The sequence below is a fragment of the Faecalibacterium sp. Marseille-Q3530 genome (genome assembly GCF_017377625.1).
Lineage (GTDB): Bacteria > Bacillota > Clostridia > Oscillospirales > Ruminococcaceae > Faecalibacterium > Faecalibacterium prausnitzii_E.
In genome coordinates this window covers 1-13,377 of record NZ_JAFREH010000006.1, presented here as the reverse complement: position 1 = coordinate 13,377, position 13,377 = coordinate 1, and the positions used below count along the sequence as shown (strand labels likewise).

Genomic DNA, 13,377 nt, shown 5'->3' with positions numbered 1-13,377 from the left:
CGGGCCGGTCAAACGAAGCCCGGAAGACGCCGGGCCGCGCGTTTATTTGTGACGGTCAGTGTAACAGTATAGCCCAAAAGCCCCGGCGGCGCAACGGCAATACTTGCTAAGAATTTATGTCGAACCGACAAAAAACTGGATGTTCTGAGGGTTTGGCGGAAAATGAGAAAACCGGCCGGGAATGGAACACTGCCTTTTTCCGAAAAAATTTGTGTAAATGCCCGCCGGAGGGTTGCGCTGGGTGGGGCGTTCATTGTACAATAAACACGTTACCGAAAAATACGACACAGCGGGCGGATGCGCCCCAAAGTGAGGAATCGAAATGAACGGATCGAAAATTCGGGTGCTGGCGCTGGATCTGGACGGCACCCTGACCAATGATGAAAAGATCGTTACCCCCCGCACCCGCGCGGCGCTGGACGCAGCAGCGGCGCAGGGCGTGACCATCGTGCTGGCTTCCGGCCGGCCTACGGCGGGCATCACTCCGCTGGCAAAGGAACTGGGGCTGGACAAAAAGGGCGGCTGCATCCTGGCCTACAACGGCGGAAAGATCGTGGACTGCGCCACCGGTGCGGCCCTGTATCAGAAGCTGCTGGCCCCGGAGTTCGTGCCCCAGCTGTGCCGGTTTGCGGCAGAGCAGGACGTCGCGCTCCTGACCTACGACTCCCGCGGCATCGTCTGTGAGCGCGACCAGGACCCCTGGGCCCGGAAGGAGTGTGTGACCACCAAGCTGGAGATGTACCATGTGGACGATCTGGCTTCCTATGTGGATTACCCCATCTGCAAGATGCTCCTCACCGTGGACCCCGCCCGCCGCGATGCCGTCTGCGCCGCAGGCCGACAGCAGTTTGAGGGCAAGATCGACATCTACCCCTCCAGCCCCTTCTTCATCGAGGCCGTGCCGCTGGGCGTGATGAAGGACGTCAGCCTGGGCGCTCTGCTGGAGCGCATGGGCCTGACCCGCGAGAACCTGATGGCCTGTGGCGACGGTCTGAACGACCGCTCGATGATCGACTTTGCAGGCGTGGGTGTCGCCATGCAGAACGCCGAAGACACCGTGAAGGAGGTCGCCGACTACGTGACCGCCGCCGACAACAACCACGACGGCGTCGCCGAGGCCATTGAGAAATTCATTTTACAGTGAGAGGACAGGACACACGAATGCCGCAGCGCAATCTGGTTTTATTTGATTTGGAATGGAACATCGGCTACCAGCCGTATACGTTCAACTATCATGGGGTGCAGCAGACCTTCCGGGGCGAGATCATCGAGATCGGCGCGGTGAAGATCGACGAAGACGCCAACGTCCTCGATACCTTCTCCATCCATCTGCGCCCCCGCATCTTCCGCAAATTGCAGCACCACATCGCCAAGGTCACCGGCCTGACGCAGGAAGACCTGGACAACGGCGCTCCCATCGTGCAGGGCCTGCGCCGTTTCATGCAGTGGTGCGGCCCGGACGCCGAGTTCGCCGAGTGGGGCATGGACGATGTGCCGGTGCTCAAGCAGAATCTGTTCCTGTGCAATCTGGACGAGAGCCGCCCCACGGTGTGGTACGACCTGCAGCAGGTCTTTCTGCGGGAGCATCCCCGCAAGGAAGGCGAGGGCATGACGCTGGAAAGCGTCGTCACCCGGATGGGCATTCCGATGGACCGCCCCTTCCACGACGCATTGTCCGATACCCTCTACACCGCCGATGTCTGCCGCAAGCTCGACCTGCGGGAGGGGCTGGCCGCCTACCCCAGCGAGGAGCAGGCCCTGCGCCAGAGCCTCTGCCCGAAGCCCGGCGACTACCGGGATTTCCGCGTCTTCCGCGGCTATGTGGAGCCGTACACCTGGCGGATCGACCCCATCATCAGCACGGCCCAGTGCCCGGCCTGCGGAGCCGACCTTGCGTCGGACGAGATCTGGCTGAAAAAGGGCAGCAACAGCTGGTACACGCTGGCCCAGTGCCCCCACTGTGCCGGAACGGCCAGCGAGGCGGGCAAGGGCGTCTTCCAGCGGTACAAGCTGGCCCGGCGGGACGGCCTGCACTGGAGCTTTGCCCGCTGTGTGCAGGTCCCGGATGCCGAGGCGCTGGCCCGCTGGGACAAGCAGCGCACCCAGCAGATCGAGCGGATGAAGGCCCGCGCCGAAAAACAGGCCGGGGAAAAAGCCTGAGACCGATCGTGCAGGAAAACCGCACCCCATTTCGTATAGCAAAGTATAGCGCAGACGAAAAAGCGAAGAAAATGTAGAATTTCTTCATCGCACATTCATAAGTTCTGGATATACTAAGAGAAACGAGAGGGAAGGAACACACGATGGAAAGCACCCTGATCAGCTTTGTGCACCAGCTGGGAACGCTGGAATTCTGGCAGACATTACTGGACGGCTTCGGAGACCTCGGCCCCCTTGCGCCCATCTTTCTGGCAATGGTGGAGTCGTTTTTTCCGCCGCTGCCCCTCATCGCCATCGTGGCGCTGAATGTGGCGGCCCACGGCGGCCTTTTCGGCTTTGTGTACAGCTGGGTGGGCGTCATGCTGGGCGGCACCCTGATGTTCCTGTTCTGGCGGCGGGTGCTCAAACAGTTCTTCTGGAAGTTCGCCAGCCGTTCCCAGAAGCTGGAAAAAGCTGAGCAGTGGGTCAGCCGGTTCGATGTTTCGTCCCTGTTCATGCTGTCGGTGCTTCCGTTCACCCCTTCGTCCTTCATGCACTTTGCCTTCGGCATCTCGGATTTTGACGAAAAACGCTACCTCATCACCATGCTGCTGGGCAAGGGTGTGATGGTGGCCATGATGGCCCTCTTTGGCCAGTCCCTCGTCAGTTCGATGAAGAACCCGGTCTACCTTGTCCTCGCCGTCGTCATCTGGGGCGCGATGTACTGGGGCAGCAAGCGGTTCTGCAAAAAACATGATCTGTAAGAAACGATGAAACGATAAAAACGCTCCCTTGCCGACGGCAAGAGAGCGTTTTTTGTGCAAATGGGTCGTTATCCTTCGTATCCCAAGGTCGCCGCCATAACGGCCTTGATGGTGTGCATCCGGTTCTCGGCCTCGTCGAAGACGATGCTCTGCGGGCCTTCGAAGACCTCGTCGGTGACTTCCATGGCATCGCGGCCGAACTTTTCGCCCATCTCTTTGCCCACGGTGGTCTTGTGGTCGTGGTAGGCGGGCAGGCAGTGCATGAAGACGGCCTGCGGCCCGGCCAGCGCCATCAGCGCGTTGTTGATCTGGTAGGGGGCCAGGTCGTGGATGCGCTCGGCCCAGACCTCGACAGGCTCGCCCATCGAGACCCAGACGTCGGTGTACAGCACATCGGCACCCTGGGCGGCTTTGGCGGGGTCTTCCTCAAAGGTCAGGGTCGCGCCGGTCTCGGCGGCGATGGCCTGGCACTGGGCGATGAGCGCCGGGTCTGGCTGATACTTCTTGGGGGCGCAGGCCGTGAAGTGCAGGCCCATCTTGGCGCAGCCCACCATCAGGCTGTTGCCCATGTTGTAGCGGGCGTCGCCGAAGTAGACGAAATGGATGCCCTTCAGGTGGCCGAAGTGCTCCCGGATGGTGAGGAAGTCGGCCAGAATCTGAGTGGGGTGGAACTCGTTGGTCAGACCGTTCCAGACGGGAACGCCTGCATAATGGGCCAGGTCCTCGACGATCTGCTGGCCATAGCCGCGGTACTCAATGCCGTCGAACATCCGGCCCAGCACACGGGCGGTGTCTGCAATGGACTCTTTTTTGCCGATCTGGCTGCCCGACGGGTCCAGATAGGTGACTTCCATGCCCAGATCGTGGGCGGCCACTTCAAAGCTGCACCGGGTGCGGGTGGAGGTCTTCTCGAAGATCAGGGCGATGTTTTTGCCGCGCAGGGCATCGTGGCGGATGCCGGCTTTCTTTTTGGCCTTGAGGTCAGCGGCCAGATCCAGCAACGCTTCGATCTCGGCGGGGGTGTAATCCAGCAGCTTCAGAAAGTTCCGATTTTTCAGACTCATTGCATATTTCCCTCTCTATTCATAAAAACTTGAATATTTATTCGAAATGATGCTTCTATTATATAGCAGAAGAAACCGCTGGTCAAGGGCTTTGCGCGCTCACAGCTCCAGTTCGATCTTCCGCCCGCTGGGGGTGTAGGAGGTGAGCCGGATACCGGCCTTTTTGAACATGAACCGTGCTGCAACGCTGGAATCGGAGTCGTGGTACTTGTCGCCGTAGTAGACCACCTCCGAGATGCCGGACTGGATGATGGCTTTGGCGCACTCGTTGCAGGGGAAGAGGGTCACATAGACCCGTGCGCCCTTCAGGTTGTTGTGGGCGCTGTTCAGGATGGCATTCAGCTCGGCATGGCAGACGTACATATATTTGGTGTCCAGCGGGTCGCCCTCGCGGTCCCAGGGCATGGCGTCGTCGTCGCAGCCAATGGGCATACCGTTATAGCCCAGTGACAGGATCTTGTTTTCCGGGCTGACGATGCAGGCACCCACCTGGCTGCTGGGGTCCTTGGAGCGCATGGCGGTGAGCAGGGCAATGCCCATAAAATATTCATCCCAGTTGATATAATCGGTGCGTTTCATAAAAACAGCCTCCCTTGCAAGTATGGCTTGTTCCGGTTTGACAGAACGTTGAAAATCGACTATGCTGCAAATGAAAAGGCGCTCGCGGCCGGAGCGCAAGGTAAGGATACCATAAAAAGAAAAGAAGTGCAATCGAAAAAGCACCCGCAGACGCTGAGCCTGCGGGTGCTTTTGGCATGGTTATGAGAAGGTTTGAGAGAGGTTCAACTTACTTGTTGCCCTTGTAATCCAGCGGGAGGCTGGTCCAGCGGGCGCGGAAGTGGAAGGCGGCGTCCTTCGGCTGACGCTGACGGGTGAAGATGCCCTTCTTGTTGCCGTTGGCGCGCATGATGCCCTCGGTGGTCTGGAAGTCTGCAAAGTTCCAGACCAGCTCGCCCTGCACGAAGTCGTAGCTGTCGAAGACGTTGTGGTTCATGTCGAGGTACTCGTTCTGGTACTCCTGGCTCCACATGACGCTGGGCAGCTTGTGCTCGGTGGGCATGGTGTCGGCACCGTACTCGGTGAAGATCATCGGGCGGCCGTTCAGGACCTTGGCCCAGCCGTCCATCTCCTTGCGGAATGCGGCCTCGGCATCCACGATGCCCATGCCGCCCATGACGTACCAGCCGTAGTAGCGGTTCAGGCTGATGAAGTCAGCGAACTGCTGGCCCTTGCTGTTGTGGGGCAGGCTCATCATGACGATGGCGTAGGTGCGGGGGCGCTTCTGCGGGTCAAGCTCGTGTGCCAGATCGAACAGGGTCTTGAAGTAGGCTTCGGTGCCCTCGCTGGTGCACTGGGGCTCGTTCAGGATGCTCCATGCGATGACGGAGGCGTGGTTCTTGTCGCGGTCGATCATGTCGGTCAGCGCGTCCTTGTGGTTTTCCAGCAGCTGAGGCGTGGTGTCCTTCTCGAACCAGCCCACCTTCTTGCCGTTGCCCTGGTTTGCTGCCAGGAAGTTCATGGTGCTCTCCATGAAGCCGACGGCGGGGACTTCGTCGATGATGAGGAAGCCTTCCTCATCGGCCATCTGGTACAGCTCCTCCGCATAGGGGTAGTGGCTGGTGCGGAAGCAGTTGGCACCGATCCACTTCATCAGCTCGTAATCGCGCTTGACGGTGGCCAGGTCGAGGCCGCGGCCGCGGATGTCTGCATCCTCGTGCTTGCCGAAGCCGCGCAGGTAGACGGGCTTGCCGTTCAGCAGGAAGTGGCCGTTCTGGATCTCGAAGGTGCGGATGCCGATCTTCTCGGCGTACTCGTCGACGATGGCGCTGCCGTCGTGGATGCGGATGACGATGTTGTACAGGTAGGCGGCATGGACGTTCCAGAGCTTGGCGTCCTTGACGACCAGAGTACCTTCCTTGCCGGAAGCCTCAGCGACCTTGGTGGTGCCGTCGTACAGCTCCACGGTCACGTCGTGGCTGCCGTTGGTGGTGACGGTGTAATCGACCTCGGCGCCGTCCGCAGTCAGGCGGTGTTTGACGGAATAGTCCAGAACGCGCTCGGCGGGCAGGGCCATCAGCTTGACGGGGCGATGGATGCCGGCATAGTTGTAGAAGTCGAAGTAGGGGGCAGCGACCTTTTTGCCGTTGGACAGGGTAGAGGTGTTGCCGGCGGGCAGCATGTACTCGTTCAGCTCGTTGTTCAGCAGGACGCTCAGCTTGTTGTACTGGTTGTAGCGGACGATGTCGGTGACGACTGCGTCAAAGGGCAGGAAGCCGCCCTCGTGCTGTGCGACCTCGACGCCGTTCACAAAGACGCGGGCGTGGTGGGTGGCAGAGCCGAAGCGGATGGCAATGTCCTTACCGCTCCACTCGCCGGGCACGAAGAAATCGGTCTCGTACCAGAAATCGCCGCAGTACTCGCGGGATTCCTTATCGGTGAAGAAGTCGCAGAAGGAAGCGGGCACGGGCATGGAGATGGACTCCGGCAGGCCGTTTGCCCAGTCTGCATCGACACCCTCGCTCTTGGGGTCGAAGCGGAAGCGCCACATGCCGTCCAGGCTGACGACGCGGCGGGAAGTGGAAGCAACAGGATACAGCAGGGATTTGTTGTTCATTGCAGGAACCTCATTTCTTATCATACTAAAACATTTTGAACTACGAAATAAACCTCTCCGTCATCGCTGCGCGATGCCACCTCCCCTGATAGGGGAGGCCTTGGCAGTCCCCGCAAAGGATACGGTTTCGCCAGAGGCTCTCCGATCAGGAGAGCTGTCGAGCGAATGCGAGACTGAGAGGTTGATACCGCAGCTCATATCTTCTGGTATCCAGTATGACAGATTTTTTGCAAAAGGAATAGAACAAATTTTTTATAAATCCAGACTTTTTTGGGGAATTTTGAACGATTCCGGGGCAGAATACCTATTATAATGCAGGCGATGCCGCGAAAACTGTTAAAATCGACTACGCCAAGGAAAATGTAGTGAAAGAGATTCCACATATTTTATGAAAAAATTGGCAAAGTGCCCAAACAATAATCGTAAAATTTTACGTTTTCACCTAAAAATTCTTCTAACGATGATTGCTAAAGATTTGTCATAATACTGATATACAAGCTGAAATGCAGTGAACCATATTTCGATGTGTTTTGCAACAGCGTTTGGAGAACCGAATCCAAGAATCCATCTATCTAAGGAGAAACCAATGGCAAATGAGATGAAGAAAGCTGCCCCCTTCGGCATGAAGGACAAGGTCGGCTACATGTTCGGTGATTTCGGCAACGACTTCACCTTCCTGCTGTCGTCGAGCTTCCTGATGAAGTTCTACACCGACGTCATGGGCGTCAACGCCGCCATCGTTGGCATGGTGATGATGATCGCCCGTTTTGTGGATGCGTTCACCGATGTGGGCATGGGCCAGATCGTGGACCACTCCAAGCCCACCAAGGACGGCAAGTTCCGCCCCTGGATCAAGCGGATGTGCGGCCCGGTGGCCATCGCTTCCTTCCTGATCTATCAGTCCGGCCTGGCCGGGATGCCCTATGGCTTCAAGGTGGCCTGGCTGTTCATCACCTACATCCTGTGGGGCTCCATCTTCTATACCTCCATCAACATCCCCTATGGCTCCATGGCTTCCGCCGTCTCGGCAGACCCCAAGGACCGCGCGGAGCTGTCCACCTGGCGCACCATCGGTTCCACGCTGGCCAACATGGTCATCGGCGTGGCCACGCCCATGGTCGCCTATGTCGTCGTGGACGGCAAGACGGTGATGTCCGGCTCCCGCATGACCATCATCGCAGGCGTCTTCTCCATCTGCGCCATCCTGTGCTATATCGTCTGCTTCAAGCTGACCCATGAACGTGTCGAGGTCCCCGCAAGCAGCCAGAAGGTGAGCGCTTCCGCCATCTTCAAGAGCATCTTCACCAACCGGGCGCTGCTGGGCATCATCGTGGCGGCCATCTTTGTCCTGCTGAGCCAGCTGACCGTCATGAGCCTGGCCGGTTACGTTTACCCCAACGTGTACGGCAGCGCTGCCGCACAGTCCACTGCCAGCCTGCTGGGCACGGTGGTCATGCTGATCGTCTGCGCACCCTTTGCTTCCAAGCTGGCTGCAAAGTTCGGTAAGAAGGAGCTGGCTGTTGCCTCCAGCATCTGCTCCGCTCTGGTCTGGCTGGTCTGCCTGATCTGGCGTCCGGCCAGCGTCTGGGGCTTTGTGGCCTGCTACATCCTGGCCAATATCGGCATGGGCTTCTTCAACACCATCATCTGGGCTATGATCACCGACGTCATCGACGACGCCGAGGTCCGCAGCGGCATCCGTGAGGACGGCACCATCTACTCGGTCTACTCCTTCGCCCGCAAGCTGGGTCAGGCCTTCTCTTCCGGTCTGGTCGGTGCCCTGCTGGGGATCATCGGCTACACCGAAGCGACTGCGTTTGACCCCGCTGTCACCCGCGGCATCTTCAACATGGCCTGCATCGCCCCCATCATCGGCTTTGTGTGCATCGTGCTGGCGCTGGTCTTCCTCTACCCGCTGAGTAAGAAGAAGGTCGAGGAGAACGTGGCGGCTCTGGCTGCGCGCCGCAACAGCAAGTAATCCTTTGTAAAACATAGAGCGAAGTGCTCTGCCGTCTTGGGATGGCAGGGCACTTTTTCTGCGCTCGGCCACTTGTTTCTTGCAGAAAAATGCTGTATACTGATATATCAAATGAGATGCGATGAAACAGGAAAGGAGACGCCATGCGGGTCGATCCATTACAGGTGCTCACCAAACTGGCGGCAGCACAGAATATCCCCACCCGGCGGGTGACGCCGCCGTTCGACGGACTGGAAGAGTTCGACTACGGCCTGCGCCGCTCGCTGGACCCGCAGTTCGACTGGCAGGAGTTCGGCCGGCTGCTGCTGGAACAGACCCCGGCGCAGACGCTGCTCTTCGTTGAGGGTACCTTTGAGCTGCATTTTGCCCTCTTCCGCATCCCGGACGAGGAGAACACCGTCTTCCTCGTCGGGCCATGGACCTTTGGCCCCCGCAGCGAGAAGGCCCGCAAGTGGGCCCGCCGCTACCTGGGCGAGGCCGGGGAGAATGCCGTGCAGGAATACTACAACGGCGTCAAGCTGCTGCAGGCGAACGATTTTTACATGACCATCCGGGTCCTGGTCGGGATGATGATGGGAGAGGATCTGGTCGTGAAGGAGCTGAAGGAGTTTCTGCCCTTCTGCTTCCACCCGGACGTTCGGTATTTCAACGAGCCGAAGTTCCAGAAGGATATCCCCATCTCCATGCTGGAACAGCGGTACGAATCCGAGAACCGCATCCTTGATGCTGTGTGCCGCGGCGACGACGAAGCCGCCATCGAAGCCATGCACCATCACTCCCGCTTCACCTACGGCGGGCGGTTCGAAGGCTCGCTCTACCAGCAGAAGAACATGATGATCGTCTTCAACACCCTGCTGCGCAAGGCCATCGAGCCCAGCAAGGTGCACCCCTATTATATCGACGCCATCTCCAGCAAGTACGCCCGCATCATTGAGGAGGCCGACGAGATCCCCCAGGAGATGATGTGGCAGATGGTGCGGGATTACTGTGCCTATGTCCGCCGCTACTCGCTGAAGGAGTTCTCGCCCGCCGTCCAGAAGGTGATGAACTACGTCAACCTGAATGTCTCCGAGCCGCTGACACTGAAGAGCCTGGCGGCCATGTGCTTCATCAGCCCGTCGTATCTGTCGGCGCTGTTCAAGCAGGAGACCGGCACCACCCTCATCGACTATATCAACACCCAGCGTGTGAACCGCGCGGCCCAGCTGCTGGAGCAGAACAACCACAGCATCGCCGCCGTGGCCGAAGAAGTGGGCATTCTGGACGTGAATTACTTCACCAAGATCTTCAAAAAGACCCTCGGCGTCACCCCCACCCGTTACCGCCGGGAACATAAAGAAAAATAACTGCGAAACAGCAGAATGAAAAAAAGACCCATTTTGTCCTTTTGATGCGTACAGATTATGCACCGGGGCAAAGTGGGCTTTTTTGCATCGGATAGGATTGTTGCACACCGGAACGATCTCTGTAACTATTTTGAGAGATTTCATGGACTTTTGTATGGAATTTGGACGCATGTTGCAAAATTGAAAGAAATTGTGCTTGATATCAAAAAGAAACTTGTATCCAACAAAAGCAATTGTGAAGGATGCACAAAAGATTTCTTGGATTCTTGTGAACTTGTTCTATTGCGAATGGTCGTGCGGACGGTTATAATACAAACAGAATCACGAAACGTGCGGTGTGCGCACGATTCGATTTTGCTGTGATATGCGAATGAAGGAGAACATTATTATGAAAATGATTTCGCGTCGTGACTTCATGAAGGCTTCCGCTGTTGTGGGTGCCGCTGGCGTTCTGACCGCCTGCGGCGGCTCCTCCAGCTCCACCGCTGCCTCCTCTACTGCTGCTTCCTCTGTGGCTGCTTCTTCTGCAGCCGCTTCTACCGGCAGCGCAAACGTTGGCGTCTGCATCTATCAGTTCGCTGATAACTTCATGACCCTGTACCGCACCGATCTGGAAGAGTACCTGAAGGATATGGGCTATGCCGTCACCATCGTCGATGGCAAGAACGACCAGAATACCCAGACCGAGCAGATCAACACCTTCCTGCAGCAGGGTGTGGACGTTCTGATCATCAACCCCGTCCAGACCACTTCCGCTCAGACCATCGTGGATACCATCTCTCCCTCCGGCACCCCGATCGTCTTCATCAACCGTGAGCCTGACAAGGCCGTTCTGGATTCCTACGCTGGCAAGTGCTGCTACGTTGGTGCAGACGCACGCCAGTCCGGTACTTATCAGGGCGAGCTGATCCTGGAGACCTCTACCCAGGGCGATATCAACGGTGACGGCAAGATCACCTACATCATGTGCAAGGGCGACCCCGAAAACATCGATGCACAGTATCGTACCGAGTACTCCATCAAGGCTCTGACCGACGCCGGCAAGGAAGTCGAGTGCCTGTACGAGTATCTGGACAACTGGGATCAGACCACCGCACAGCAGGACGTTGCAAACGCTCTGGCACAGTACGGCGACAAGATCGAAGTCGTCTTCTGCAACAACGACGCAATGGCTCTGGGCGCTCTGCAGTCCATCGAGCAGGCTGGCCGCAAGGTCGGCGAGGACATCTATCTGGTCGGTGTTGACGCACTGAAGGAAGCTGTCCAGAACGTTGTTGACGGCAAGATGACCGGTACCGTCCTGAACGATGACGTTGGCCAGGCTACCGCCGCTGCCGACGCCACCAAGCTGTTCGTTGAGGGCAAGGATGTCGAAGAGTACTACTGGGTCGACTATGTGAAGGTCACCACCGAGAACGCTTCTCAGTACCTCTGATTCGGAGCTGAGAACCACTCACGGTTGCAAGGTACGCAGTGAGTCCGAGGCTTTCTAAAAGCTAACAAGCGCGTGCGTGCGAGAGATCCTCGGCGCACGCGCTTTCCTTTCGGAACGAACCGTGCCGTGCCTTATTTTGAACGACAAGGAGGCTCTGCGGAATGTCAGAATACCGTCTGGTAATGAAAGGCGTGGTCAAGACCTTCCCCGGCGTCAAAGCGCTGGACCACGCGCAGTTGGAGCTCCGCCCCGGCAAAGTCATGGCCCTGATGGGCGAAAACGGCGCTGGCAAGTCCACTTTGATGAAGTGCATGTTCGGCATTTACAAGATGGACGAAGGCGAGATCGAATACGAAGGACAAAAAGTCACCATCTCCAACCCTCTGGAAGCACTGAACCGCGGCATCGCGATGGTGCACCAGGAGCTGCAGCCCATCCCGGCCCGTACCGTGGCTGAGAACATCTGGCTGGGCCGCTTCCCCACCAAGAAGGCAGGTATCATCACCATAGTGGACCATGCCAAAATGTACGCCGATACCGATGCCCTGCTGAAGAAGCTGAAGCTGGACATCAACTCCCACGCAAAGCTGGGCAGCCTGAGCATCGCACAGATGCAGATGGTGGAGATCGCAAAGGCCGTCTCCGCAAACTGCAAGGTGCTGATTTTGGACGAGCCCACCTCCTCGCTGACCGCGAACGAGGTCGAGTCGCTGTTCCGCATCATGCGCGAGCTGAAGGAGCAGGGCGTTGCGCTGGTCTACATCAGCCATAAGATGGACGAGATCAAGGTCATCGCCGACGAAGTCACCATCATGCGCGATGGCCACTACATCGGCAAGTGGGACGTTGCCAACATGACCAAGGAGCAGATCATCGCCAAGATGGTCGGCCGTGAGCTGTCCAATCTGTTCCCGCCGCTGGAGAACCACCCCTCCGACGAGGTCATGATGAAGGTGGAGGACTTCACCTCCATCCACCCGCGTTCCTTCCGCCATTGCAGCTTCGAGCTGAAGAAGGGCGAGATCCTGGGCGTGGCCGGCCTGGTCGGTGCCCAGCGTACCGAGCTGATGGAGGGCATCTTCGGCCTGCGCGCCCACACCGCCGGTAAGGTGTGGATCAAGGGCGAAGCCGTCGAGATCAAACAGCCCCGCGACGCCATCCGCAAGAGCGTGGCGCTGCTGACGGAGGACCGCCGCGCCACCGGCATCATGGGTGTGCTGAGCGTGGCCGACAACATCTCCATTGCATCGCTGGACGCTCTGCGCAAGGGCCCCATCATGCTGGATGATAAGAAGATCCTCGATCTGGTCGCCACCAACAAGGAAAAGATGGCCATTAAGGTGCCCAGCCCCAAGACCGCCATCAAGAGCCTTTCCGGCGGCAACCAGCAGAAGGTGCTGATCGCCCGCTGGCTGGCCAATAACCCCGATGTGCTGATCCTCGACGAGCCCACCCGCGGCATCGACGTCGGTGCAAAGTACGAAATTTACTGCATCATTGCCGACCTGGCCAAACAGGGCAAGAGCATCATCATGATCTCCTCCGAAATGAGCGAGATCATCGGTATGTCCAACCGTGTCATGGTCATGTGCGATGGCCGCATCACCGGCTTCATCGACGGCAAGGACGCCACCCAGGAGAACATCATGGCGCTGGCGACCCAGTTTGAGACCGCACCGACGACGGCAGCGGCCAATCAGTAAACAAGGAGGCTGTCTATTGTGGAAGCTACCAAGAAATTGAACGGCAAGTCCGTGAAAAAATGGCTGAGTGAAAATGCCATCATCGTCCTGATGCTTGCGGTCTCTCTGATCGTCGGCATCATCCACCCCAACTTCTTCGCAGTCGCAAACCTGATCAACCTGTTCAAGAACGTGTCCATCCGCTACATCATCGCGCTGGGCATCTCCGGCTGTCTGATCACCACCGGCAACGACCTGTCCGCCGGTCGTCTGGCTGGCTTTGCGGCCTGCCTGGCCTGCATCTTTGCGCAGACGGAAGGCGCTGCCGGTAAGTTCTACCCCAATATGCCCACCC

At 58.1% G+C, this 13,377-nt stretch carries 10 protein-coding genes and 1 pseudogene; 8 read left to right on the top strand and 3 right to left on the bottom strand.

What is annotated here, in order from left to right; genetic code table 11:
• The first annotated feature begins 322 nt into the window (after positions 1–322).
• From J3350_RS06635 to J3350_RS06625, 3 genes are all read left to right on the top strand, one after another.
• Positions 323–1,144, top strand: coding sequence for a Cof-type HAD-IIB family hydrolase (locus J3350_RS06635; protein WP_097791455.1), 822 nt, complete (start codon positions 323–325; stop codon positions 1,142–1,144).
• 17 nt (positions 1,145–1,161) lie between these two features.
• Entirely contained in the window at positions 1,162–2,160 is a 999-nt protein-coding gene (locus J3350_RS06630; protein ID WP_207686107.1) for a 3'-5' exonuclease, read from the top strand.
• Between the two features lie 143 nt (positions 2,161–2,303).
• Entirely contained in the window at positions 2,304–2,903 is a 600-nt protein-coding gene (locus J3350_RS06625) for a TVP38/TMEM64 family protein (protein WP_097791453.1), read from the top strand.
• Positions 2,904–2,971: 68 nt separating this feature from the next.
• Here J3350_RS06625 and argF read toward each other — a convergent pair whose 3' ends face one another.
• From argF to uidA, 3 genes are all read right to left on the bottom strand, one after another.
• The gene (gene argF, locus J3350_RS06620) at positions 2,972–3,967 is read right to left on the bottom strand and encodes an ornithine carbamoyltransferase (RefSeq protein ID WP_207686106.1); all 996 of its coding nucleotides are present in this window, start codon (positions 3,965–3,967) and stop codon (positions 2,972–2,974) included.
• Positions 3,968–4,066: 99 nt separating this feature from the next.
• Complete coding sequence (locus J3350_RS06615; RefSeq protein WP_097791451.1) at positions 4,067–4,546, bottom strand: dCMP deaminase family protein; 480 nt, start codon at positions 4,544–4,546, stop codon at positions 4,067–4,069.
• 208 nt (positions 4,547–4,754) lie between these two features.
• A complete protein-coding gene (gene uidA / locus J3350_RS06610) occupies positions 4,755–6,581 on the bottom strand; it encodes a beta-glucuronidase (RefSeq protein ID WP_207686105.1) in 1,827 nt (608 codons plus the stop codon).
• 586 nt (positions 6,582–7,167) lie between these two features.
• Between uidA and J3350_RS06605 the strand changes: the two genes are divergently transcribed.
• From J3350_RS06605 to J3350_RS06585, 5 genes and pseudogenes are all read left to right on the top strand, one after another.
• On the top strand, positions 7,168–8,559 hold the full coding sequence (locus J3350_RS06605) for an MFS transporter (protein ID WP_207686104.1): 1,392 nt from the start codon (positions 7,168–7,170) through the stop codon (positions 8,557–8,559).
• Between the two features lie 143 nt (positions 8,560–8,702).
• Positions 8,703–9,905, top strand: a complete 1,203-nt coding sequence (locus tag J3350_RS06600) for an AraC family transcriptional regulator (RefSeq protein WP_097791448.1) — start codon at positions 8,703–8,705, stop codon at positions 9,903–9,905.
• A gap of 388 nt (positions 9,906–10,293) precedes the next feature.
• Positions 10,294–11,340 carry a substrate-binding domain-containing protein gene (locus J3350_RS06595; RefSeq protein ID WP_055192329.1) on the top strand — a complete coding sequence of 349 codons (1,047 nt, stop codon included), beginning with the start codon at positions 10,294–10,296 and terminating at the stop codon, positions 11,338–11,340.
• Between the two features lie 161 nt (positions 11,341–11,501).
• On the top strand, positions 11,502–13,043 hold the full coding sequence (locus J3350_RS06590; protein WP_207686102.1) for a sugar ABC transporter ATP-binding protein: 1,542 nt from the start codon (positions 11,502–11,504) through the stop codon (positions 13,041–13,043).
• Between the two features lie 18 nt (positions 13,044–13,061).
• Positions 13,062–13,377: pseudogene (locus J3350_RS06585) on the top strand (beta-methylgalactoside transporter); the annotation flags it as partial.

What these genes read in the sequence shown, in the direction of transcription:
- J3350_RS06635 (WP_097791455.1), top strand. Translation starts at nt 323, where the DNA reads ATGAACGGATCGAAAATTCGGGTGCTGGCGCTGGATCTGGACGGCACC.
- J3350_RS06630 (WP_207686107.1), top strand. Translation starts at nt 1,162, where the DNA reads ATGCCGCAGCGCAATCTGGTTTTATTTGATTTGGAATGGAACATCGGC.
- J3350_RS06625 (WP_097791453.1), top strand. Translation starts at nt 2,304, where the DNA reads ATGGAAAGCACCCTGATCAGCTTTGTGCACCAGCTGGGAACGCTGGAA.
- argF (WP_207686106.1), bottom strand. Translation starts at nt 3,967, where the DNA reads ATGAGTCTGAAAAATCGGAACTTTCTGAAGCTGCTGGATTACACCCCC.
- J3350_RS06615 (WP_097791451.1), bottom strand. Translation starts at nt 4,546, where the DNA reads ATGAAACGCACCGATTATATCAACTGGGATGAATATTTTATGGGCATT.
- uidA (WP_207686105.1), bottom strand. Translation starts at nt 6,581, where the DNA reads ATGAACAACAAATCCCTGCTGTATCCTGTTGCTTCCACTTCCCGCCGC.
- J3350_RS06605 (WP_207686104.1), top strand. Translation starts at nt 7,168, where the DNA reads ATGGCAAATGAGATGAAGAAAGCTGCCCCCTTCGGCATGAAGGACAAG.
- J3350_RS06600 (WP_097791448.1), top strand. Translation starts at nt 8,703, where the DNA reads ATGCGGGTCGATCCATTACAGGTGCTCACCAAACTGGCGGCAGCACAG.
- J3350_RS06595 (WP_055192329.1), top strand. Translation starts at nt 10,294, where the DNA reads ATGAAAATGATTTCGCGTCGTGACTTCATGAAGGCTTCCGCTGTTGTG.
- J3350_RS06590 (WP_207686102.1), top strand. Translation starts at nt 11,502, where the DNA reads ATGTCAGAATACCGTCTGGTAATGAAAGGCGTGGTCAAGACCTTCCCC.